At 61.6% G+C, this 21600-nt stretch carries 23 protein-coding genes and 1 tRNA gene; 16 read left to right on the top strand and 8 right to left on the bottom strand.

Annotation, left to right across the window (positions count from 1 at the left end; all coding sequences use genetic code 11):
* Nucleotides 1-22 precede the first annotated feature (22 nt).
* Nucleotides 23-880 carry a YihY/virulence factor BrkB family protein gene (locus tag SPHINGO391_RS24840; protein ID WP_152011367.1) on the top strand — a complete coding sequence of 286 codons (858 nt, stop codon included), beginning with the start codon at nt 23-25 and terminating at the stop codon, nt 878-880.
* A gap of 10 nt (nt 881-890) precedes the next feature.
* On the opposite strand, the gene gluQRS is transcribed toward SPHINGO391_RS24840, so the two are convergent.
* A complete protein-coding gene (gluQRS, locus tag SPHINGO391_RS24845) occupies nt 891-1811 on the bottom strand; it encodes a tRNA glutamyl-Q(34) synthetase GluQRS (protein ID WP_152011368.1) in 921 nt (306 codons plus the stop codon).
* Between the two features lie 88 nt (nt 1812-1899).
* On the opposite strand from gluQRS, the gene SPHINGO391_RS24850 reads away from it, so the two are divergent.
* A complete protein-coding gene (locus tag SPHINGO391_RS24850) occupies nt 1900-2547 on the top strand; it encodes a DNA-3-methyladenine glycosylase (protein WP_152011369.1) in 648 nt (215 codons plus the stop codon).
* A gap of 109 nt (nt 2548-2656) precedes the next feature.
* A complete protein-coding gene (locus SPHINGO391_RS24855) occupies nt 2657-3214 on the top strand; it encodes an HNH endonuclease (RefSeq protein ID WP_152011370.1) in 558 nt (185 codons plus the stop codon).
* A 7-nt stretch (nt 3215-3221) separates the two neighbouring features.
* On the opposite strand, the gene SPHINGO391_RS24860 is transcribed toward SPHINGO391_RS24855, so the two are convergent.
* Complete coding sequence (locus SPHINGO391_RS24860) at nt 3222-3728, bottom strand: disulfide bond formation protein B (protein ID WP_152011371.1); 507 nt, start codon at nt 3726-3728, stop codon at nt 3222-3224.
* 82 nt (nt 3729-3810) lie between these two features.
* The gene (locus SPHINGO391_RS24865) at nt 3811-4491 is read right to left on the bottom strand and encodes an exopolysaccharide biosynthesis protein (RefSeq protein ID WP_152011727.1); all 681 of its coding nucleotides are present in this window, start codon (nt 4489-4491) and stop codon (nt 3811-3813) included.
* Nucleotides 4492-4685: 194 nt separating this feature from the next.
* On the opposite strand from SPHINGO391_RS24865, the gene SPHINGO391_RS24870 reads away from it, so the two are divergent.
* Together SPHINGO391_RS24870 and SPHINGO391_RS24875 are read left to right on the top strand one after the other, a co-directional pair.
* Nucleotides 4686-4770: transfer RNA gene (locus SPHINGO391_RS24870), tRNA-Leu, on the top strand.
* A gap of 349 nt (nt 4771-5119) precedes the next feature.
* Nucleotides 5120-6787 carry an AMP-binding protein gene (locus SPHINGO391_RS24875; RefSeq protein ID WP_152011372.1) on the top strand — a complete coding sequence of 556 codons (1668 nt, stop codon included), beginning with the start codon at nt 5120-5122 and terminating at the stop codon, nt 6785-6787.
* Nucleotides 6788-6793: 6 nt separating this feature from the next.
* On the opposite strand, the gene SPHINGO391_RS24880 is transcribed toward SPHINGO391_RS24875, so the two are convergent.
* The 3 genes from SPHINGO391_RS24880 to secA all read right to left on the bottom strand — a co-directional run bounded on the left by SPHINGO391_RS24880 (nt 6794) and on the right by secA (nt 12362).
* Entirely contained in the window at nt 6794-8068 is a 1275-nt protein-coding gene (locus tag SPHINGO391_RS24880) for a GNAT family N-acetyltransferase (protein WP_152011373.1), read from the bottom strand.
* Between the two features lie 2 nt (nt 8069-8070).
* Nucleotides 8071-9492 (bottom strand): lipopolysaccharide biosynthesis protein, encoded by a 1422-nt coding sequence (locus tag SPHINGO391_RS24885; protein WP_152011374.1) that lies wholly within the window; start codon nt 9490-9492, stop codon nt 8071-8073.
* 152 nt (nt 9493-9644) lie between these two features.
* A complete protein-coding gene (gene secA, locus SPHINGO391_RS24890; RefSeq protein WP_152011375.1) occupies nt 9645-12362 on the bottom strand; it encodes a preprotein translocase subunit SecA in 2718 nt (905 codons plus the stop codon).
* Between the two features lie 254 nt (nt 12363-12616).
* Here secA and SPHINGO391_RS24895 point away from each other — a divergent pair, with 254 nt between their 5' ends.
* The 6 genes from SPHINGO391_RS24895 to SPHINGO391_RS24920 all read left to right on the top strand — a co-directional run bounded on the left by SPHINGO391_RS24895 (nt 12617) and on the right by SPHINGO391_RS24920 (nt 16646).
* Nucleotides 12617-13471 carry a peptidylprolyl isomerase gene (locus SPHINGO391_RS24895; protein WP_152011376.1) on the top strand — a complete coding sequence of 285 codons (855 nt, stop codon included), beginning with the start codon at nt 12617-12619 and terminating at the stop codon, nt 13469-13471.
* Nucleotides 13472-13516: 45 nt separating this feature from the next.
* Complete coding sequence (argJ, locus tag SPHINGO391_RS24900) at nt 13517-14758, top strand: bifunctional glutamate N-acetyltransferase/amino-acid acetyltransferase ArgJ (protein ID WP_152011377.1); 1242 nt, start codon at nt 13517-13519, stop codon at nt 14756-14758.
* Nucleotides 14759-14794: 36 nt separating this feature from the next.
* Nucleotides 14795-15553 carry a GNAT family N-acetyltransferase gene (locus SPHINGO391_RS24905; protein WP_152011378.1) on the top strand — a complete coding sequence of 253 codons (759 nt, stop codon included), beginning with the start codon at nt 14795-14797 and terminating at the stop codon, nt 15551-15553.
* A gap of 4 nt (nt 15554-15557) precedes the next feature.
* Nucleotides 15558-15965 (top strand): 8-oxo-dGTP diphosphatase MutT, encoded by a 408-nt coding sequence (mutT, locus tag SPHINGO391_RS24910; RefSeq protein ID WP_152011379.1) that lies wholly within the window; start codon nt 15558-15560, stop codon nt 15963-15965.
* A 140-nt stretch (nt 15966-16105) separates the two neighbouring features.
* Entirely contained in the window at nt 16106-16429 is a 324-nt protein-coding gene (locus SPHINGO391_RS24915; RefSeq protein ID WP_244615357.1) for a hypothetical protein, read from the top strand.
* 43 nt (nt 16430-16472) lie between these two features.
* Nucleotides 16473-16646: a Flp family type IVb pilin gene (locus SPHINGO391_RS24920; RefSeq protein ID WP_152011380.1), complete on the top strand. Its 174-nt coding sequence runs from the start codon at nt 16473-16475 to the stop codon at nt 16644-16646.
* Between the two features lie 12 nt (nt 16647-16658).
* Here SPHINGO391_RS24920 and SPHINGO391_RS24925 read toward each other — a convergent pair whose 3' ends face one another.
* Nucleotides 16659-17543, bottom strand: coding sequence for a methyltransferase domain-containing protein (locus SPHINGO391_RS24925; protein ID WP_152011381.1), 885 nt, complete (start codon nt 17541-17543; stop codon nt 16659-16661).
* Between the two features lie 94 nt (nt 17544-17637).
* Here SPHINGO391_RS24925 and SPHINGO391_RS24930 point away from each other — a divergent pair, with 94 nt between their 5' ends.
* From SPHINGO391_RS24930 to SPHINGO391_RS24950, 5 genes are read left to right on the top strand one after another with little or no spacing between them, the layout of a single operon-like run.
* Nucleotides 17638-18429, top strand: coding sequence for a ComF family protein (locus SPHINGO391_RS24930; protein ID WP_152011382.1), 792 nt, complete (start codon nt 17638-17640; stop codon nt 18427-18429).
* A gap of 34 nt (nt 18430-18463) precedes the next feature.
* Complete coding sequence (grxC, locus tag SPHINGO391_RS24935; protein WP_152011383.1) at nt 18464-18724, top strand: glutaredoxin 3; 261 nt, start codon at nt 18464-18466, stop codon at nt 18722-18724.
* Between the two features lie 3 nt (nt 18725-18727).
* A complete protein-coding gene (locus SPHINGO391_RS24940) occupies nt 18728-19588 on the top strand; it encodes a carbon-nitrogen hydrolase family protein (protein WP_152011384.1) in 861 nt (286 codons plus the stop codon).
* The gene (locus SPHINGO391_RS24945) at nt 19585-20010 is read left to right on the top strand and encodes a DUF1178 family protein (RefSeq protein ID WP_152011385.1); all 426 of its coding nucleotides are present in this window, start codon (nt 19585-19587) and stop codon (nt 20008-20010) included. Before SPHINGO391_RS24940 ends, SPHINGO391_RS24945 begins: the two co-directional genes overlap by 4 nt.
* Before the next feature lies 1 nt (nt 20011).
* A complete protein-coding gene (locus tag SPHINGO391_RS24950; RefSeq protein ID WP_152011386.1) occupies nt 20012-20596 on the top strand; it encodes a DUF3291 domain-containing protein in 585 nt (194 codons plus the stop codon).
* 92 nt (nt 20597-20688) lie between these two features.
* Here SPHINGO391_RS24950 and ubiG read toward each other — a convergent pair whose 3' ends face one another.
* Nucleotides 20689-21441 carry a bifunctional 2-polyprenyl-6-hydroxyphenol methylase/3-demethylubiquinol 3-O-methyltransferase UbiG gene (gene ubiG / locus SPHINGO391_RS24955; protein WP_152011387.1) on the bottom strand — a complete coding sequence of 251 codons (753 nt, stop codon included), beginning with the start codon at nt 21439-21441 and terminating at the stop codon, nt 20689-20691.
* Nucleotides 21442-21600 lie beyond the last annotated feature (159 nt).

Here is a 21600-nt window from a genome sequence, read left to right on the forward strand (position 1 = left end):
TGTACCAGTCAGGGAGCATACATTGCGACGCATCCGCGCAGTCATCTTCGATGCGGTCACCCATTTCAACAATGATGATGGCTGGGCCATGGCCAGCCACGTGGCATTGTCGATCCTGATGGCGCTGTTTCCCTTCATGATCTTCGGCACATCGCTTGCGAGTTTCCTCGGTGCCCATGCCTATGCGGATACCGCTTCGCATCTGATCTTCGACACCTGGCCGGATTCGATTGCCGCACCGATCTCGCGCGAGGTGGTCAATGTACTGACCATCGAACGCGGCGGCCTGCTGACCCTGTCGGTGCTTGCGGCGGCCTTCTTTTCGGCCAACGGCGTGGAGGCGCTGCGGGTTTCGCTCAACCGGGCCTACCGGGTGACCGAAACCCGGGCCTGGTATGTGACACGGGCGCAAAGTCTCGGGTTCGTGGTGATCGCGGTGATGGTGATCATGGCGATCAGTTTCCTGCTGGTGCTGGCGCCGCTGGTGCTCCGGCTGGCGAGGCAGTTCGCGCCCTGGATGGAAACGCTGATCTCGGCCGTCGACAACTGGCGCATTCTGATTGCAGTGACGGTGCTGATCGTCGGTCTTGTGATGTCGCACATGTGGCTTCCCGACGGCAGGCGGAGGCTGAAGGATGTGCTTCCCGGAATCGGTGTCACGCTGGTCGCCTGGGTGGCAGGCGCCCTGATGTTTGCCAGCTACCTGCAGGAATTCGCCACCTATGTGTCGACCTATGCCGGTCTGGCCTCGATCATGGTGGCGCTGGTTTTTCTCTACATCATTGCCGCGATCTTCATTCTGGGGGCGGAGATCAATGCGGCAATTCTCAAGGCTCGGGCGCGCGCCGAAATGCGGAAAAAGGCGTTGCAGAAAGCCTGACGAGGCCCGTCTATCTGGCGTCAGCCAGACCTGCGAGCGCGATTATGTCTGCCGGGCTCGCGCCCTGCTGCCTCAAGGCGGCAATCGAGGTGGCCCCGTCACTCTTTGACAGCTTGCGTCCGTCCGGATCCCGCACCAGCCCGTGATGATGATAGGCAGGCACCGGCAGGCCGAGCAGATGTTGCAGCAGCCGGTGAACGGATGTCGAGGCGAACAGGTCCTCGCCGCGGACCACGTCGGTTATCGACTGCACCGCATCATCGACGGTGACGGAGAGATGATAGCTGGCTGGAACGTCGCGCCTGGCCAGAATGACATCGCCCCAGGCGCCCGGATCGGCTCCGACTTGTCCGGTCTCGCCTTTCGGTCCGGCCCCGGACTCCCGCCATGAAAGCTTTTCGCCGAGACCGTCGAGCGCGGCCTGCATGTCGAGCCGCCAGGCGTGAGGTTTACCTGCAGCGATCCTGTGGTCCCTTTCGGACATGGAAAGCGCGCGATCATGGCCGGGATAGTGTGGTGCGCCGTCGGGGTCGCGCGGCCAGACCCTGCCACGTCTTTCGAATTCGGAGACAATTGTTGCGATTTCGGCGCGGCTGAGGAAGGCCGGATAGAGCAGGCCGAGCCTGCGCAGCTCATCGAGTGCCGACTGATACTCGCCAAAATGCTCGGACTGGCGGCGAACCGGCTCTGGCCAATCGATGCCTAGCCAGGCCAGGTCCTCCTTGACTGCAAGCTCGAATTCGGGCCGGGCACGGGTGAGATCGATGTCCTCGATGCGCAGCAGGAAGGTGCCGCCGCGGGTCTCCGCGAAGCGCCAGTTGAGCATCGCCGACCTTGCGTGTCCGACATGGAGCAGGCCGTTCGGGCTGGGGGCGAATCGGACAATCGGCTCGGTAAAGCCTGATTCGGGGATGGTGTTGTCTTCGGCCATGGTGTTTCTTGTCATTTTTCGCAAGCGCCGTCACCGGGCCTGATATATTGCCCGTGTCAGAGGAATGCGAGAAGACTGGGAGCTGGCATTGCGCCGTATCGACAGCGCCGATGATGTGGCGGAAGGGCTTGAGGCGCTGGCGCATTGCGACAGCCGGCTTGCGCGGGCGATGGAGCTGTCGGGCCCCATACCGCTGCGGCGCAAGCCTCCCGGCTACGAAGCGCTGGCCGAAATCATCCTGTCGCAGATGGTTTCCAAGGCAAGCGCCCGCGCGTTGTGGCGAAAGCTGGAACTGGCTGCGGGCGAGATCAGCCCGACAGCCATCCTGGCACTCAGTCCCGAGGTGTTGCGCGAGGCCGGCCTGTCCCGTGCCAAGGCGGACACGTTGCGCCGGGTTGGGTCGGCGGTGCTTGAGGGTGATCTCGACCTTGAACACATGTGCACACTCGACGGGCGGGCGGCGGTTCGCGCGATGACCGCGATAAAGGGCGTCGGGCCCTGGACCGCAGAGGTCTATCTCTTGTTTTGTGCCGGGCATCCGGATGTGTTTCCGTCCGGCGACGTGGCGCTGCAGAGTGCGGTCGCCCATGCGTTGGGTATGGAAGAACGGCCCTCTGCAAAGGAACTCTCGGTCCTGGCGGAGCAATGGAGCCCCTGGCGCGGGGTCGCCGCTCGTCTGCTCTGGGCCTATTATGCGGACGTGATGCGCAGGGACGCCACCCCCGTTGACGGTTGATACGGGGTCGCTGGCGCTGGAATTTTCACCCGAAAACAGGTGCTTCACATTCCTGACATCTCCGGCCTAATATGTTGCGTGCAGATAGAGAATCGCTCGGGAGAGTCGCGTGACGATTTTTGTATCCCCGCAGTCCTTGCCGGCGCTCGTCCTGAACGCCGACTACAGACCGCTGAGTTATTATCCGCTGTCGCTCTGGTCCTGGCAGGATGCTGTCAAGGCGGTGTTTCTCGATCGTGTCCAGATCGTCGCCGAGTATGATCATGCGGTGTCGTCGCCGTCTTTTTCGATGCGGCTTCCCAGCGTTGTCTGCCTCAAGACCTATATAAAGCCGTCCCGCTCCCCGGCCTTTACCCGGTTCAATGTTTTCCTCAGGGACCGTTTCGAGTGTCAATATTGCGGATCACCCAACGAGCTTACGTTCGATCATGTCATCCCGCGCCGCTGCGGCGGGCAAACCACCTGGGAAAACGTGGTGGCGGCCTGCTCACCCTGCAATCTGAAGAAGGGGGGGCTGATGCCCAGGCAGGCTGGAATGATTCCGCAGCAGAAGCCATACCGGCCGAGCGTGCAGGATCTGCACAACAATGGCCGCATGTTTCCGCCGAACTTCCTGCATGAAAGCTGGATGGACTATCTCTACTGGGATGTCGAACTGCAGCCGTGACCTGAGATCAGCCCTTGGCTGCAGCGCGGAAAGCGATGGCTGCAAGCGCGGCGCTGGCCAGTACGTTCCAGCCGGCGAATGAGAGGCCCAACACGCGCAGGGCGGCCGCATCGCAGGATGGCGGCTTCTTCGAGCTGAGATCACCGAGCAGCGAGCCCGCGTCGGTGGTCACCGCATCGGCGGATGTGGCGCAGGAGGCGGGCCCTTCCCACCAGTGCCATTCGACACCGGAATGGTAGACGCCGAGCACCAGGCCATAAAGCATGAGCAAACCGCCGACGGCCAGAAGACCGCGTACGGCCCAGGACGGGCCGCCGGCGCGCGAGATGATGGCTGCGACAAGCATCAGTGGCGCGCCAATGTAATAGGGGGTGCGCTGCTCGAGGCAGAGAGCACAGGGTATATAGCCACCGATATGCTCGAAACCCAGCGCCGAGCCGACGACCACAGTCATCGCGACCGCAAGAAAGAGTGCCGCGAGGCTGCGGTGGGTCTGTGCGTCGGCTGTCTGCATGGCGGTGCTCTGTTTTTTCGATGTGGGGCAGGTGTCCGCCCCAATGGTGTTCAAAAAATGATCCGGGATTGGTGAACCCGGGTCAGGCGCCTGCGCTCCGGTTGAGAGCGAAGTTTATGATGAAATAGATCAGCGCAGGTCCACCGATGACGAGAATGGCAACCCATACCAGCGCGGCGATCAGTCCCATGACCACAAACAGCGCATCGCGCTCAATCAGGCCCACGGCAACAAGGGCCACGCCTATGCCCGGTACCGTGTTGGTGAGCGGCAGCGGCACGAGGATGGAGAGGCAAGGCACGATCAAAAGTGCGCCGATGACGCGGTTTGCGCGGTCGCCGGTGAAGCTTGGAAAGCGTGGATGGGCAAATCGCTCCAGCCATCCGCCATACCGCTTGGCCCGGGAGACGACATCAAGCAGTCCGGCTACTGGCAATTGACGTTTGCGCAGTGTCTCGGGAAGCCAGGGGGCGCGGCGTCCCATGGCCATCTGCGTGGCCAGGACCACCATCGGGAGTGCCACCAGTTGCGGCAGGATGTAGACAAATGGCAGGCAGCAGGGCAGGGCGAGAACCAGCAGCAGCAACCCGAAGGCCCGCTCCTGCATGAGGTCGCTGAGCGCACCCAGGCTTATGGTGGCTTTTGGCGCCTCCGTGCCGGCATTCTCCGCAGAATGTGTTTGGGGGGGGAGATGCGGCTTCAGGATGGCCTCGATCTTGGCAAGTGCACCCCGCGGTTTTGCCGCTGCTTCAAACGCTGTCATGGCAGTCATGCCTCTGTTCAATTGCCGAGTCTGGCAGGGTTCTTATCAGAGCGTTCGAGCGCATTCCATCACCATTGCGGGCAGTTTTTTCAATGATGCGGGAATTTGTCCGAATCCTGCCGGATTGCATGCTATCCAATCTATCATCTTGACCGGCGCCTCCTTGGATAATATTGGACTGTTCGCCGTGGTATGCCCCTTTGGCGGAATTGGTAGACGCGCCGCACTCAAAATGCGGTTCCGAAAGGAGTTCCGGTTCGAGTCCGGAAGGGGGCACCACCGGCTCGTTGAAGCCCTCGGATCATAAGGCTTGGGTACCCGTTCCGTGTATAGAATCATCTGTTCTTGTGCCGAATAATGTACCGCTCTGTGGTGCCGTGCATGGCGCTGCGCTATCGGAGCCTCTCCGGTCATCACTGTTCCTATATCCCTCACGTATGCTCCATGGCATGCCCCACTTCTCGGGCGATGGAGCCGGGCTGGTCAAACCCCATATACCCATACTGCGGCATTTTTCGGCAGGCACTTCATTCCGGACCAGACGCCTGATAGGAGTTGGCGGCCCGCCTGGGTCGTTGCTGCTTGGCAGCAACGATGGTGATGGGGCATCTGAGCAAGGATTTTTTTGATGTTGTTGCCAGCCGGAGAAACCATTGAAGAGATCGCGTCCCGGTTTTCCTGGGAGGTGCCGGAGTTCTTCAACATCGGCAAGGCGGTGTCGGATGACTGGGCGGCGCGCGAGCCGGACCGGATCTGCCTCGAACATTTCAATCCGGACAGTGCGCCCGACCGGCTGAGCTATGACGGCCTGGCCCGGCGTTCCAATGCATTTGCCCGCGGCCTGCGGTCGCTCGGCGTGGAGCGCGGCGACCGGGTGGCGCTGATGCTGCCACAGGGGTTTGAAACCGCCATCGCCCATGTGGCGATCTACAAGCTTGGCGCCATTGCGGTGCCGCTGGCGCTGTTGTTCGGGGTTGAGGCCGTAGATCACCGGCTTTCGGCGTCGGGTGCCAGGGTTCTGGTGACGACGCCCGGCGGCGTTGAGAAAATCGCGGCAATCCGTGAACGCCTCGCCGATCTCAGGGCCATTGTGGTTGCCAGCGGAGATGAGGGCGCCAAAGGCGTTTCGCATGATGTCGTCGGTTTTGTCGAACTGGAAAAGGCCCATCCGGATACGCCGGTTGCGGTCGAAACGCGGGCGGATGACCCGGGCTTGATGATCTTCACATCCGGAACGACTGGCCCGCCCAAGGGGGCGTTGCACGGGCATCGGGTGCTGATCGGTCATATCCCCGGGGTCCAGACCCACCATGAATTCATGCCGCAGCCGGGTGACAAGCTCTGGACACCGGCCGACTGGGCATGGGCCGGTGGGCTGCTCAACGTGCTGCTGCCCGGGTTGCTGCTCGGCGTTCCGGTGGTCTCGTCGCAGGCGCAAAAATTCGATCCGGAACTGGCTTACCGGATCATGGCGGAGATGAAGGTTCGCAACGCCTTCATACCGCCGACGGCGCTCAGAATCATGCGCAGCGTTGCGGATCCGCTGTCACGCCACCGCCTCGACCTGCGCACGGTCGGATCGGGCGGCGAGGCGCTGGGGCGCGAAACCTACGAGTGGGCGCAGAAGGTTCTGGGCCTGACCATCAACGAATTCTATGGCCAGACCGAATGCAACCTGGTGCTGTCGTCGAGCGCGATGCTGGGTGTCAGCCGCGGCGGTGCGATCGGCAAGCGGGTGCCGGGGCACGAGGTCGCTGTCATCGACGATCAGGGCAATGTCGTTCCGGACGGCACCTCGGGCCAGATTGCCGTGCGGCGTCCCGATCCCGTGATGTTCCTCGGTTACTGGCAGAACGAGGCGGCAACGGAGGCCAAGTTCATCGGCGAATGGATGGTCACCGGTGACCAGGGGGTCCGCGATGCGGAGGGCTATTTCTCGTTCTTCGGCCGCGACGACGATGTCATCACATCATCGGGATACAGGATAGGACCGGGCGAGATCGAGGATTGCCTGACCGGCCATCCCGCGGTGGCGCTTGCAGCGGTGGTGGGCAAACCGGATCCGGTGCGGACCGAGATCGTCAAGGCCTACATCGTGGTGAAACCGGGCATCAAGCCTGACACCGATCTGACGGACTCGGTGCGCGAATGGGTCAAGACGCGGCTGTCGGCGCACGAGTATCCGAGGGAAATCGAATTTGTCGACAGCCTGCCGCTGACGACAACCGGCAAGGTGATCCGGCGGATCCTGCGGGACCAGGCCGTCGCGGAGGCTGATGCCGCTACATCCACATAGACAAGGTCAGCGGCCGGCCATGCCGCGGATTTTCTCGCGCAGCAGCCGGGCGATGTTGCGGGTGTTGCGGTAGATGTGTAGCTGGGTCGCCACCTGGCGGACATCACGGTCATGCTTCGGATCCAGCCCGATGACCATAGTGCCCATGGTCTCGCGTTCCGACCACATGCGGCTCATGATCGGATGATCGGGCACTGCACAGGAATCCGTCCGGCGGATGTTGAGATCGTCGAGATGCCATTCGGTAAGCCGGTCGACCAGCAGCTTTCCAGGCGAGTAACGGGCCCAATTCTCGTTGTAGGCGGTCTTCCAGGTCCAGGCTTCGCCAGCCGACACGAAAACGATCATCGAGGCGATGGCCTCTCCATCAAGAGCAAGCGAATGGATGCGGACGCTGTCTGTCTCGGCCAGGCTGTTGATGGCTTCGCGGGCGAAGGCTGCGCGGTAACGATCTGACACCATTGACGATTTTCGACGTCCCTTCCAGCCGGTGTCCTCAAGCGTCAGGAATTCCTCGAGGTGATAGCGGATTTCCTCGGGCTGGCGGGCGACCATGTAGCTGAGTTCGCCATGCTCGGACAATCGGCGCCATTGCCGCCGCATCTCTCGGCGGTGATGGGATGAGACCGAATTGGCGAGGTAATCATCGGCGTCGAGTTTGCTGTCAAGAAACGGACGCATGGCCTGATCGGTCACGGCGACGGAGAGGTTGCGGCCCATTGCAACGGCACGCAGCAGGCCAGCCACCGGGCCGTCAAGCCGCATGTCGGGAAGCACGAGAATGCCTGGCAGGCCCAGTTCCGGCCTTGCCAGCGCTTCGAGCATGTTGTCGAGCGTTTCAGCCGCGTCTTCACGGTCGAGAAGCGGGGTCCCCAGTGGGCCGAACGGATTGGCCCAGGCGCGGATGATGGAAGCGCCGACCGAAAAGCCTGGCTTTTCGATCGAATAGGGCAGCAGCATTCGCATGCGGGAGCGGTTGTCGGCTTCGTCGCGCATCAGCATGAGGCGGATCACCCGGTCTTCGAGCCGGGGCATGGCGGGCGCAAGAAAGCGGGCGGCAAAGAAGATATTGGGCTCGAGGGCGCGGTTGGTCAGGAAATCGAGCTCTTCCTGCAAGTCGTATCCGGCGCGGGCCGGGTAGATCGCCAGATGCCGACCGGGACGACCGACGGCGGTCTCGCGTTCGGGCAATGGACGACCGGTCTCGACATCGGCAAATTCGCCGATCAGCGAGTTGGCCTGGCTTGCCACCTCATCCTGGATGATTGGACTGGACGCCATGACTACCCGGCCTCCGCAGAATGTCCGACGCGACGCGCCGGGTCCGAGGCGGCGATGAACATGACGATGCCCAGACGACGGCGGATGATCAGGTGCAGCAGGCCGGCCTCGATCACCATGGCTCCGGCAGTCGCGGTCGCGGCGCCATGCAGCCCCCAGACCGGGATCAGCGTGACATTGAGGGCCAGATTGGTGGCGAGTGCGCCGGCATAGATCGTTGCGCAGATTCTGAGTTCACCGGCCATGGTCAGAAGCACCTCGCCGGGTCCGATCATGGCTTTTGCGATGATGCCGACAAAGAGAATGACCATGATCATGTGACCCTGCTGGAAACCCGGGCCGAACAGCGAGAGCAGGAACGGGCCCGCGGCGATGACAAGTCCGCCGACGAGCAGGGATGGCCAGAACGTCCAGCGCACCGTCTGGCGTGCGAACGACGCCAGGGCAGTCCGGTCGGGGTCAGACACAAGCGCAGAGAAACGCTGCGCGGCTGCGGCCTTGACGGCGAAGTAGACAAAATGGACCAGCGCCATGGTCTTGGCCGCCGCGAAATAGACGGCAACCTTTTCGGGCGGGAGATAGATGCCGACGATGATCACATCGGCATTGGTCAGCATGAAATAGAAGCCTTCGATCAGAAAGATCGGGAATGCCACCAGAAGCCAAGTGCGGAAGTGGATCTCGACTCGCTTTGCGGGATAACGCCTGCGGAGCCGCGTGGTGACAACCAGAAACTGGGTCAGTGTGGTGGCATAGGTGGCCGCCAGGGCGGCGAGGATCGCGGTGTTGGCATCGGCCATGCGCCCCAGCCAGATGGCGCCTGCGACAAAGGCAAGAATGAGCAGGGGGCGAATGATATAGGTCGGGCTGAGCGCATGAACCGGCCAGCCATTGGCCCTGGCGGTTCCGTCCAGCACATCGCCGAGGGCGATCATCGGCAGCACGAAAGCGCCGACAAAGAGCGGTTGAACGTAGTGGGATTCGATCCTGTCGCCGAGGAAGTGCAGTGCCGCGATTCCGGTGCCGGCAATCAGCGTCGCGGACAGCATCGCGAAGATGCGCGCGGTGATGGCGAGGCCCCTGACGGCTTCATCCGCACCTGCCGTGCGGTATTGCGGCAGGAAGCGGATGACAGCGGTGTGAAAGCCGAGGCAGGAGAGGTTGCCCAGGATGATGGCGATGACCCAGACGAAAACGAAGATGCCGTATTCGAACTCTCCCATAAGACGTGCGAGGATGATCTGGGAGACAAAGGCAATGGCCGCGCTGCAAACGCGGATGGCAAAGGCAATCATTGCCATCCGCTGGGCGGCGCTGGTTTCGTCGGTAGCGGACGCAAGCGTTGACAGACGGTCAAAAACCGGCATCAGCCGCGCCACAAAGTGGGGCGGCAACAGTCTGCCAGCGGTTTCGATCAACGTCATGGTCGGGCTTCAATCCGTTTATTGTGCCGTGACAATGACATGGCGACGTTAAGAAACGGTTTGGCTGTCGTTGACCCGAGGATGGCTCCAGACACAAAAAGGCCGGGATCGATGGCTCGTCCCCGGCCTGATTTGTGGCTGCTGTCTTTCGGTCAGTACGCGCCGTGGCAGTGCTTGTACTTCTTGCCCGAGCCGCAGGGGCAGGCCTCATTGCGGCCAACCTTGCCCCAGGTGGATTCATCTTCGGGGTTTCTGTCTTCCGGCGCAACGACGCCCTGCGCCGCATCAACGTCCGCCCGGGCAAATTCATCGTCGCCGGTGCTGGCATCGATGTGGTGGGCTTCCATGCCCTCCGGCAGCTCCAGCTCCGGCGTGGTTGCGGCTTCGCGGACGACCTCGACGCGCATCAGCTGCGCCATGACAGCCTGGCGCAGATTGGCGAGCAGGGCCTGGAACAGTTCGAACGCCTCGGACTTGTATTCCTGCAGGGGGTCACGCTGCGCATAGCCGCGGAAACCGACCACCGAGCGAAGATGGTCGAGGTTGACCAGGTGCTCGCGCCAAAGGTGGTCAAGTGTCTGGAGAACAACGGACTTTTCGACATAGGTCATCACTTCGGGGCCAAACCGTTCGGCCCGCTCCCTGGCGAGATTGTCCGCAGCCTCGACGATCCGACTATGGATGTCGTCTTCGGCAATGCCCTCTTCGGCTGCCCATTCCTCGATCGGCAGATCGAGATTGAGATAGGCCTGTACGCCCTTTTTCAGCTCCACGACGTTCCACTGTTCGGCGTAGGCGCGTTCGGGAATGTGGAGCTTGACCAGGCCGTCGATCACTTCGTGGCGCATGTCCTCGATGGTCTCGGAAATCGATTCGGAGTCCATCAGTTCCTTGCGCTGTTCGAAAACGACCTTGCGCTGATCGTTCATCACGTCATCGAACTTGAGCAGGTTCTTGCGGATATCGAAGTTGCGCGCCTCGACCTTTTTCTGCGCCCGTTCAAGCGCCTTGTTGATCCATGGATGGATGATTGGCTCGCCTTCCTTGAGGCCAAGCGTCTTGAGCATGCCGTCCATGCGCTCGGAGCCGAAGATGCGCATCAGGTCATCCTGCAGCGACAGGAAGAACTTCGACCGGCCAGGGTCGCCCTGACGGCCGGAACGGCCACGCAACTGGTTGTCGATGCGGCGGCTTTCATGGCGCTCGGTGGCCAGAACATACAGACCACCGGCGGCCAGCGCCTCGTCCTTGAGTGCCTGGATCTCGGCACGGATAATCTTGGTCTTCTCTTCGCGCTCCGGGCCCTCGGGCATGTCGCCGAGCTCCTGGGCAATCCGCATGTCGGCGTTGCCGCCGAGCTGGATGTCGGTGCCGCGGCCGGCCATGTTGGTGGCAATGGTGACCGCGCCGGGGACGCCGGCCTGGGAAACGATGTAGGCTTCCTGTTCGTGATAACGGGCGTTGAGCACGTTGAAATCGCTGACGCCGCCCTTGCGCAGAAGGTCGGCGAGGATTTCCGACTTCTCGATCGAGGTGGTGCCGACCAGAACAGGCTGCTTCTTGTCGCGGGCCTGCTTGATGTCGTTGATGATCGCCTGGTACTTTTCCTCGACGGTGCGGTAGACCTCGTCATCCTCGTCGAGACGTGCAATCGGTACATTGGTCGGGACTTCAACCACTTCCAGACCATAAATGTCGCCGAATTCCTCTGCCTCGGTGGAGGCCGTGCCGGTCATGCCGCCAAGCTTGGAGTACATGCGGAAATAGTTCTGGAAGGTGATCGATGCCAGGGTCTGGTTTTCCGGCTGGATCTTGACGCCTTCCTTGGCCTCGAGCGCCTGGTGCTGACCTTCGGAATAGCGTCGGCCCGGCATCATGCGTCCGGTGAATTCGTCGATGATGACGATCTCGTCATTGCGGACGATGTAGTCCTTGTCGCGGGTGAAAAGGCGGTGTGCCTTCAGCGCGTTGTTGATGTGGTGAACCACGGACACGTTCTCTACATCGTAGAGCGATTCACCCTTGAGCATGTCGGCTTCGGCGAGCATCGCCTCAAGTTTTTCGGTGCCGGATTCGGTGAATGTCGCCGAGCGCTGCTTCTCGTCGATCTCGTAGTCGTCGGCCTCCAGCTTCTGAATCAGCGTGTCGATGCTGTTGTAAAGCTCGGAGCGATCGTCGAGCGGTCCGGAGATAATCAACGGGGTGCGGGCCTCGTCGACCAGAATGGAGTCGACCTCGTCGACGATTGCGTAGTTGTGGCCGCGCTGCACCATCTGGGCGCGGTCGTATTTCATGTTGTCGCGAAGGTAATCGAAACCGAGTTCGTTGTTGGTCGCGTAGGTGATGTCGCAGGCGTAGGCCTGGCGGCGCTCGTCATCGTCCATGCCATGGGTGATGATACCGGTGGTCAGGCCGAGGAAACCGTAGATCCGCGACATCCATTCGGCGTCACGACGGGCCAGGTAGTCGTTGACGGTAACAACATGGACGCCGTTGCCCGAAAGCGCGTTGAGATAGACCGGAAGGGTTGCAACAAGGGTCTTGCCTTCACCGGTCTTCATCTCGGCGATGGCGTTTTCATTGAGGATCATGCCGCCGATCAGCTGGACGTCGAATGGCCTGAGCCCGATGGCGCGGCGGGCTGCCTCGCGCACTGTAGCGAAGGCCGGTACCAACAGATCGTCCAGCTTGGTTCCCGCGGCGAGCTGCTCCCTGAACTGGACGGTGCGCGCCGCAAGGTCGGCATCGCTGAGCGCCGACAGTTCGGCTTCCAATGCATTGATGGCGTCAACTTTTGGCTGATAGGCCCGGATCCGGCGGTCATTTGATGAGCCGAAAAGCTTGCGGGCGATTGCGCCGAACTTGACCATTTCAATGGTCCTTTCTTGAGGCTGCACGGTCTGCAGTGATGGAAACCGGCGCTGGCCTGCGACCGGTTGATCAGTTGGAAAACCCTGTCCGGAAGACCCTCAACCCTTGAAAGCCGTCTGGACGGACGGTTGGCTGACAGATAAGAGGGGGGTCGAACGATGTCAACGGCGGCGAAAGCCCGTCTCACGGTTGCCAAATTCCAAGAGCACTTGGGTGGCTGACCCCGTAAAGCTTCACAATGAAAGGTCTCTTCATGCGTCTTCCGCAGCTAGCAGCCACACTCTTCCTGACTTCAGTCGCCTTCCTGCCCGTTCACGGCCACGCCGCCGATGAAGCCGACCCGGTGGTGGCAACAGTCGCCGGTGTTGAAATTCGTGCGTCCGAGCTGACACTGGCCGAGGGAGATCTCGATCCGCAATTCGCCCGTCTGCCGGATGAGCAGCGCCGCGTTGCAGCCCTTGCTGCGGTCATCGACATCAAGACGCTGGCGCGAAAGGCTGAAGCTGAAGCGCTCGACGAGACCGAGGAATTCAAGAGGCTGATGGCATTTCAGCGTGACCGCGCCCTGCACAACGCGATCTTCAAGGCGAATGTGGTCGATCCTGTAAGCGATGACGATATCAAGGCCCGCTACGAGCAGGAGATCGCTGCCGTTCCGCCGGAAGAGGAAATCAGTGCGCGCCACATCCTGCTCGAGACCGAAGAGGCGGCCAATGCCGTTATCGCCGAGCTGGATGCCGGCAAGGATTTCGCTGAACTCGCCAAGGAAAAGTCCACGGGGCCAAGTGCCGCCCAGGGCGGAGACCTCGGTTTCTTCACCAAGGGCCGGATGGTGCCGGAATTCGAGGCGGCTGCCTTTGCAATCACGCCCGGTGAATATGGCAAGGAGCCGGTGAAGACCCAGTTCGGCTGGCACGTGATCAAGGTCGAAGAGCGCCGCGAAACAGCGCCGCCGGCCTTCGAGGAGGTTGCCGACCAGGTTCGTCAGCTGGTCATGCGCGAGCGCTATGCCGAGCTTATCCGCACCGCGCGCAGCGAAACCGAAATCGATGTGCTCGATCCGGATCTGAAAAGCGCCTACGACGCCATCAGCCAGGACCAGCAATAAGGCCGGCCTTCAGGAGCCGGACTTCGCCGCTTCAAGGAACCCTTCATGGCCACTGAAATTTCGCCCCTGGCTCCCAAGTCCTATGCGCAGTTGCCGCCGATCGCCGGTGTGCGGATCGAAACTGCGGCGGCCGGGATCAAGTACAAGGACCGCACGGATGTGATGCTCATGGTGTTTGACAGGGCGGCTGCTGTGGCCGGGGTCTTCACCACGTCGAAATGTCCATCGGCGCCGGTCGACTTCTGCCGGGCAAATCTTGCCGGCGGGCAGGCCCGGGCCCTGGTGGTCAATTCCGGAAACGCCAATGCCTTCACCGGCAAAAAGGGGCGCGAGGCGACCGAGCTTACTGCAAAATCTGCGGCAGAAGCTGTTGGTTGCAAGCCCTCGGAAGTGTTCCTGGCATCGACCGGGGTCATCGGTGAGCCGCTGGATGCGAGCAAGTTTGCTTCCGTTCTCGGGACGATGGCCGGGTCCGCCAGCGGTGACCGGTGGCTGGATGCGGCCCGCGCGATCATGACCACAGACACCTATCCGAAGGTCGCCACCCGGACAGCGAAGATTGACGGCGTGACGGTGAGGCTCAATGGCATGGCCAAGGGCGCGGGTATGATCGCGCCCGACATGGCAACGATGCTCTCGTTTGTCGTGACTGACGCCGATATCGAACCGGGAGCGCTGCAGACGATGCTTGGCCGCCATGTCGGCTCGACGTTCAACGCGGTTACGGTCGACAGCGACACCTCGACATCGGACACTCTGATGGTCTTTGCCACCGGGGCTGCCGCCGAACGGGGCGCGGGCGCAATCCGGTCCGCATCGGATCCGCGGGCGAGAAGCTTTTCGAAGGCGCTGGCCGAGTTGATGGAGGATCTGGCGATCCAGATCGTTCGCGACGGGGAGGGCGCGCGCAAGCAGGTCGAGATCACCGTCACCGGTGCGGCGTCCGCCAAGTCCGCCGGGCGGATCGCCCGTTCCATCGCCAACTCGCCTCTGGTCAAGACCGCGGTTGCCGGCGAGGATGCCAATTGGGGCCGCATCGTCATGGCTGTCGGAAAGGCCGGCGAAAAGGCCGAGCGCGACAAGCTGGCCATCTGGTTTGGCGATGTCCGGGTGGCAGTCGATGGTGAGCGCGATCCTGGCTACAGTGAAGCCGCAGCCTCGGCAGTCATGCAACGGGACGAGATTGCCATCCGGGTGGATCTCGGCATCGGCCGTGGCAAGGCCCGTGTGTTCACCTGTGACCTGACCAAGGCCTATGTCGAAATCAATGGCGATTACCGCAGCTGAGCGGTTTGCCTGCCAGAACAGGGGGCGGGGTCTATCTTGCCTAATCTTGCAATCGTCAGACGGCTGGAGGCCGTAGGATTCAGGGCCTGGCCCGCAGCGTCGATCCAGTATGACGGCAGCTGGCAGATCCGCTTGACGGCGGGACATCCGTCGAAACGGCTCAACTCGGTCAATCCGCTCGACCCTTCAGACCATGAGGGGATCGAAGGCCGGGTCGAGCGCGCTGCACGCCGCTTCGATTCCTATGACCGTCCATTGGTGTTTCGTCAGTCGCCACTGGCACCGCCGCCGCTCGAAGCCTATCTCGATGCGCTCGGTTGGCCTCGCTTCGATGAAACCATCGTCATGACCGGAGCGATCGACGATCTCGACATAGATGGTGGTATGGATCACCTGCCGATGCGTGACATCGGACGCTATGTCGATGCCTCGATAGCTGTGCACGGCCGCGACCAGTCGCTCAAGCCGGGGCTTACGGAAGTGCTGAACTCGATCAGACCGCCCAGCGGGTTGTTCGTGCTGGAGGACGAGACTGCCGGACCGGTGTCGACGGCGCTGTGCGTTCATGACAACGACCTTGCCGGCTTGTTCGAGCTGGCAACGCGAGCCGACATGCGGCGCAATGGTTATGGCCGGGACGTGGTGATGGCCGCGCTCAGGTGGGCGCGACATCGCGGTGCGGAGACCTCCTGGTTGCAGGTGGAAAGCGCCAACACCGCAGCCGTCGCGCTCTACAAGGGGCTCGGCTTTGCCGAGGTCTATCGCTACGCCTACCGCCAGAAACCGGGATACTGACACGATGGGCGACAAGAAGATATTGCTGGTTGCGGCCTGCGCCCTGGTGGATGCGGACGGCCGGGTACTCCTTACCCAGAGGCCTGAGGGCAAGAAGCTGGCCGGACTTTGGGAGTTCCCGGGTGGCAAGGTCGAGCCTGGCGAAACGCCCGAGGCCGCGCTTATACGTGAGCTGTCCGAGGAAATCGGCATAACCACCAGAGAGCCCTGCCTGGCGCCACTGACCTTTGCAAGCCACAGTTATGACGAGTTTCATCTGCTGATGCCGCTGTTTGTCTGTCGCCGGTTCGAGGGGACGGCGAGAGGGCTTGAAGGGCAGGCGCTCAAGTGGGTTCGTCCGCGCGACATGCGGGATTACCCGATGCCGCCCGCCGACGAGCCGCTCATTCCCTATCTGATCGACCTGCTTTAGGCCTGTCTGCCGACAGTTTCTGCCTCAAAATGTGGCGCGATTTGCGTCCATTGCTGGAGGTAGCGTTAATCAAACCTCAATGTCCTTCACGCAAGAATGGCCAAAATGACGGATCCGGCGCGATCCTGTGTGGAGGCGTTATGAACAACGACGATTTCTGGATGACGGTGATGGACAGGGGTGAGCAGGAGAACCAGCCGAAACGCTTCGGTGCCGTGCGCGTCGCCCTCCTGTTCGGAACAGCCGCGATCGCTGTCGCGGCAATCCTGACGCCTGTCGTTGCAGACCGCTCGCCTTCCGCGCGGATTGCCTGGGCGCCTGACCAGTTTGACAATATCACCACCGGATCGATCCCGCAGCGTTCGAGCAACAGCTCTTACACCGTTCGCAAATCGATCCTGCAGGACAACCCGGGTGCGCTCTGCATCATTCGTAGCGATGGCAGGAAGACGGGCGACTGCTGAGCAAATTTGATCCCGAAATTACAAGCGGAAACGGAACAGAGTTATGAAATCCTTGTTTTGCAGGTTCATTGAGGACAGATCCGGGGTCACCGCGGTTGAATACGGTCTCATTGCCGCCTTGATCGCGACCGCAATGATCAGTGGCGCTTCCATCCTTGGGAATGCTCTCGACGCGAGCATGAACAGCACCGCAAATCATCTGAAGAACTCGATGTAGAGCCTCCACGTCCTAGCGTGGAAGCTTCTGTTCCGGCGTTTTCAGTGCGTCGGCCAACCGTGCCTTGGCCGAGCCCGGTCTCAGGGGCTTTTGCTGGTTTTCGTGCGGTGCCCAGCCAGACAGGTGGATGACCGGGAAACTCGCGCGGATACGACCGTCCGCATCCGAAAACCGTTCGGCATAAATCTGTGCAGCGCGCAAAAACACCTGCCTGTCCAACGGCTTCCTGCTGCGATCGGTCAGAATCGATGTCATGCCCATGGCGCGCAGATCCCTGAGAAGAGCAAACATGTCACCGTACCGGACGACTATGTCGTCAATATCGGCGACGGGCAGGGCAAAGCCTGCGCGCTGCAGCAAGGCGCCGTAATCCCGAATATCGGCGAACGGGTGAACCCTCGCGTTGGCGCCGCCGGTCAGTTCGCTTTCCGCTGCCAGCAGGGATTCCCGCAACTCGCCCAGAGTGCCCGAGCCGGGAACTGCGGCAAGCAGCAGACCGTCGGGCTTCAAGGCCCGGCGCATCTGAACAAGCGCGCCGGGAGTGTCGTTGGTCACATGGAGTGCAAGTGGCGAGACCAGGAGGTCGGCGCTGGCTGGTTCCAGCGGGACAAGGTCCGGTTCAGCAAAAACCTGGCTGCCGGCCGCTGTTCCGGGCACGGGGCACATGTCGACATAGGTGAAGTCGGCGGCCTTGCCTGTGGCTTTCATCAACTCAGCGGCCAGCGGCAAGCCGCCATGGACCTGGACGGGATTCTCAAACTGTCTTTCGACGACCGATAGCCGGTCCGCCATGTCCTCGGCGATCCGGCGGACCAGGAAGTCCGCGCCCGGCTCGAAAGCGGCCAGAGCGCGCGACCGGCGCTGATGCAGAAGAGTGTGATCGAAGAGACGGTCCAAGATCGGGTGTCCATTGCCGGGTTCATAATGCCGTGGTGGCGTGTCCACACTGCAGCGGCTCGCTTGTTGGATGGAACGGCAGTAAAGTCAACCGATGGACCGATCTGATCTCGTTCATTTCAGGTGCCGGGTGCTGGCTGTTCTTCAGTCCACCGGGGTGAGCCTTGCAGAGCTGGTGTACCCGCCGGTCTGCTCCGGCTGCGGGAAAATGGTGGGCAGGAGAGCTGCGCTGTGTGGCGGATGCTGGACGCATGTGCGGTTTATCGAGCGACCCTATTGCGAGGTTACCGGCGTGCCGTTTGATCATGACCGGGGCGACGGGCTGGTGTCGCCGCAGGCAATCTCGGCGCCGCCGCCTTATGAGAGAGCCCGCGCGGCTGTGTTCCATGACGGCGTTGCCCGCAAGCTCGTGCATGGGTTGAAATATTCGGATCGTGCCGACCTGGCCGCCATGATGGCGTCATGGATGCTGCGCGCCGGGCGAGACGTGGTCGATGACAGCGATGTCATCATCGCAGTCCCGTTGCACCGGGCAAGACTGTTTGCACGGCGGTACAATCAGTCGGCCGAGCTTGCCCGCGCACTCGCGCGGCTCTCGGGCAAGCAGTTCCTGCCGGGCGCGCTGAAGCGCGTAAGGGCCACGCGGCAACAGGTGGGGCTTGGTCTGAGGGCACGGCAGGACAATGTCCGCGGCGCGTTCCTGACGACGAACCAGCAGGCGCAGCACTTCATCGGGATGAAAGTGCTGCTGGTGGATGACGTGCTGACCACGGGATCGACAGTCGAGGCTGCAACGAGGGCCTTGCTGAAGGCGGGAGCGGCCCGGGTGAACGTGCTGACCTTTGCCAGGGTTGCAAGCCAGGGCGGTGAAACCCTATATGCTTGAGAGTGTCCAAGCGCATAAGCAATCGGAGAACCGCATGTCAGAAGTCATCATCTACACACGACAGTTCTGCGGGTTTTGCACCGCGGCCAAGCGGCTGCTGGATAGCAAGGACGTCACCTACACCGAACATGACGCAACATTCTCTCCGGATCTGCGCCAGGAAATGATCGGCAAGGCCAATGGCCGCGCGACATTTCCGCAGATATTCATTGATGGTGTTCACGTTGGCGGGTGCGACGAGTTGCATGCCCTTGATCGCGCCGGCAAACTCGATCCCATGCTGACAGGAGCCTGAGAGATGCGTGAGCTGGTTGCCGCCGCAGTCCAGATGCGGTCGGGTGTGACGCCCGATGCGAACATCGCCGCAATGGAGAGCCTGGTGCGTGAAGCGGCCGGACGCGGTGCGCGTTACGTGCAGACTCCGGAGATGACCGGCGCTGTGCAGAAGAGCCGGGCCGGATTGCGCAGCATTCTCAGAACCGAAGCCGACGATGCCGTGCTCAAGGCTGCATCCGTCCTTGCCGCCGAACTGGGGATCTACCTGCATATCGGCTCCACGGCGATCGATGTCGGTAACGAGATGACAGCCAATCGTGGCGTGGTGTTCGGTCCCGACGGCGCGGCTCTGGCCCATTATGACAAGATCCACATGTTCGACGTCGATCTCGACAATGGCGAAAGCTGGCGGGAGAGCGCCGTGTACCAACCCGGCGACGTCGCCCGGACAGTGGACATCGACGTGGCTCAGCTCGGCATGGGAATCTGCTACGATATCCGTTTCCCGCACCTGTACCGGGACCTCGCACTCGCCGGGGCCGATATCCTGACCGCTCCGGCAGCGTTTACCCGCCAGACCGGAGAAGCGCACTGGCATGTCTTGCAGCGCGCCCGGGCGATCGAGAACGGCGCCTTCGTGATTTCGGCGGCGCAGGGCGGTGTGCATGAAGACGGACGCGAGACCTACGGGCATTCGATCATAGTCGATCCCTGGGGCCGGATCGTTGCGGAAGCCGACAATGACGAGCCCGGCGTGATTGTCGCGTCATTGTCGCTTGACGAGGTCAAGGCTGCCCGGTCGAAGATCCCCAATCTCAGGAATGCGCGGGAATACAGGGTTGAAGCCGGGGTTCAGGACGCAAGAGGAGAAAGAGTGGCGTGATCCGCTTTTCTTTGCAGTGTGACAAGGACCATGAGTTCGAGGCATGGTTTTCCTCGAGCACGGATTTCGACAATCAGGCTGAGCGGGGACTGGTCGAGTGCCCGGTCTGTGGCTCGCGGCAGGTCGGAAAGGCGCTGATGGCACCGGCTGTCGCAGTTTCGAAGGAAGCCCCTGCGCGGCCTCTTGCGATGGATCCGGAAAGGCGCGAGATGATGCGCAAGATCCGGGAAATGGTTCAGGCAGTGAAGCAGAACTCCGAGGATGTCGGCGAGCGGTTTGCCGATGAAGCGCGCAAGATCCATCACGGCGAGGCCGAAGCGCGCGGCATCATTGGGAAGGCCTCGAGCGATGATGCTCGTTCGCTGATCGAGGAGGGGATCGAAATTGCGCCCTTGCCTGATCTTCCGGATGACCTGAGTTGAGATGAAATCATCCGGTTTTCAGCTTGGGATGTACAATTTCGGCCTGCACGTGGCGCCCTATGATGCGCCGGAGGTGCAAGGGTTTCTCAGACGGGAGCCTTTGAATTTTGCCGCCGCTGAAAGGGCGTCGGGATTCGTTGCCCGCTCCGGCTACGAAGGAGAGCCGGGCCCGAAGAGCTGGGGTATCCAGGTTTTCCCCCGGTTCATCGAAGGCAGCGGTCATGACAGCGGACCATCTTCCTTGTCTGTATGGGCGGATATCGAGAGCCTGATGGCCTTCTCCTACGCCGGTGTTCATGCCGAGGCCCTGAAGAATGCCCGCAACTGGAACACAAGGAACGACTGGCCGCCGCTGGTGCTCTGGTGGCTCGAGGCCGGGCGCCGGCCTGACTGGGAGCAGGCGGCTGAAAGGCTGGAATGGCTGCATGACCATGGAGCCGGTCCGCGTGCCTTCACTTTCAAGCAGGCCTACGGCCCGGACGGCGCGCCTTTGGAAATTGATCGCGATCGCGTCAAGGCCCTGATTGAAGCGAACGCGCCGGGCCAAAGTGATCTGCTTGAGCAACTCAAGCATCTTCCTGTCTGACCCTGAACGCCGCCCTGTTCATGACCATATCTGCCGGGCAAGTTCCGGCTCGTTGAAGACGCAGGTCTTTTCGAATGCGATGCCTGGATGGATCAGGTGGCTTTTGGCCGCTCCATGAGCATCATGTAGTTGACGTCCATGTCGCGGGACAGGTTCCACTGGTCCTGAAGCGGATTGTAGAACACGCCGGTACGATCGATGACATTCATCCCGGAAGTTGACAGCGGCCTCTCGATTTCCTCCGGGCGGACCAGTTTTTCGTACTGGTGGGTACCGCGCGGCAGCCAGCGCAGCACATATTCGGCGCCGATGATCGCCAGCGCCATGGCTTTCATTGTCCGGTTGATAGTTGCGACGAACATCAGGCCGCCGGGCTTGACCATTTCCGCGCAGGAGGTGAGGAACAGATCAACGTCAGCGACGTGCTCGACCACTTCCATGTTGAGCACGATGTCAAAGCGCTCACCGCGCGCGGCCAGTTCTTCAGACGTTATGGCTTCGTAGCTGACATCGACCCCGCTCTGGGCGGCATGGATCGAAGCCACTTCGACATTGGTGCGCGATGCATCGGCGCCAAGCACCTCGGCGCCCATCCGGGCCATGGGCTCTGACAAAAGACCGCCGCCACAGCCGATGTCCAGCAATCTAAGGCCTTGCAACGGCTTGTCGCTCTTCGGGTCGCGGCCAAAATGCGCAGCCACATGATCGCGAATGTAGGTCAGACGCACAGGGTTGAACTTGTGCAGGGGGCGGAACTTGCCGTTCGGATTCCACCATTCCGCCGCCATGGCCGAAAACCGCTCGACTTCGTCCTGATCGATCGTTGTCTGGGCAGCTTGGTTCATCGGTCTCTCCAGAGTTCTGTTGAGGACAATCAACTCGGGCGTCAGCCCCGCCTTGTCAAGAGTTGGCAATGTCACACCTGCGATCCGGTTGCAGGCCGCAAGTTTTTTGGCTATGAGACCGCCACCTTCCGCTCCGCAACCCGGGGCGGTTTTTCTTGC

This window comes from Hoeflea sp. EC-HK425, assembly GCF_902498795.1.
Classification (GTDB): domain Bacteria; phylum Pseudomonadota; class Alphaproteobacteria; order Rhizobiales; family Rhizobiaceae; genus Hoeflea; species Hoeflea alexandrii.

Bases quoted from the DNA above. Each gene is read 5' to 3' on its own strand.
- SPHINGO391_RS24930 (WP_152011382.1), top strand. From the start codon at position 17,638: ATGGACCGATCTGATCTCGTTCATTTCAGGTGCCGGGTGCTGGCTGTT.
- SPHINGO391_RS24940 (WP_152011384.1), top strand. From the start codon at position 18,728: ATGCGTGAGCTGGTTGCCGCCGCAGTCCAGATGCGGTCGGGTGTGACG.
- argJ (WP_152011377.1), top strand. From the start codon at position 13,517: ATGGCCACTGAAATTTCGCCCCTGGCTCCCAAGTCCTATGCGCAGTTG.
- secA (WP_152011375.1), bottom strand. From the start codon at position 12,362: ATGGTCAAGTTCGGCGCAATCGCCCGCAAGCTTTTCGGCTCATCAAAT.
- SPHINGO391_RS24920 (WP_152011380.1), top strand. From the start codon at position 16,473: ATGAAATCCTTGTTTTGCAGGTTCATTGAGGACAGATCCGGGGTCACC.
- ubiG (WP_152011387.1), bottom strand. From the start codon at position 21,441: ATGAACCAAGCTGCCCAGACAACGATCGATCAGGACGAAGTCGAGCGG.
- grxC (WP_152011383.1), top strand. From the start codon at position 18,464: ATGTCAGAAGTCATCATCTACACACGACAGTTCTGCGGGTTTTGCACC.
- SPHINGO391_RS24880 (WP_152011373.1), bottom strand. From the start codon at position 8,068: ATGGCGTCCAGTCCAATCATCCAGGATGAGGTGGCAAGCCAGGCCAAC.
- SPHINGO391_RS24895 (WP_152011376.1), top strand. From the start codon at position 12,617: ATGCGTCTTCCGCAGCTAGCAGCCACACTCTTCCTGACTTCAGTCGCC.
- mutT (WP_152011379.1), top strand. From the start codon at position 15,558: ATGGGCGACAAGAAGATATTGCTGGTTGCGGCCTGCGCCCTGGTGGAT.
- SPHINGO391_RS24860 (WP_152011371.1), bottom strand. From the start codon at position 3,728: ATGCAGACAGCCGACGCACAGACCCACCGCAGCCTCGCGGCACTCTTT.
- SPHINGO391_RS24915 (WP_244615357.1), top strand. From the start codon at position 16,106: ATGAACAACGACGATTTCTGGATGACGGTGATGGACAGGGGTGAGCAG.
- SPHINGO391_RS24875 (WP_152011372.1), top strand. From the start codon at position 5,120: ATGTTGTTGCCAGCCGGAGAAACCATTGAAGAGATCGCGTCCCGGTTT.
- SPHINGO391_RS24865 (WP_152011727.1), bottom strand. From the start codon at position 4,491: ATGACAGCGTTTGAAGCAGCGGCAAAACCGCGGGGTGCACTTGCCAAG.
- gluQRS (WP_152011368.1), bottom strand. From the start codon at position 1,811: ATGGCCGAAGACAACACCATCCCCGAATCAGGCTTTACCGAGCCGATT.
- SPHINGO391_RS24885 (WP_152011374.1), bottom strand. From the start codon at position 9,492: ATGACGTTGATCGAAACCGCTGGCAGACTGTTGCCGCCCCACTTTGTG.
- SPHINGO391_RS24950 (WP_152011386.1), top strand. From the start codon at position 20,012: ATGAAATCATCCGGTTTTCAGCTTGGGATGTACAATTTCGGCCTGCAC.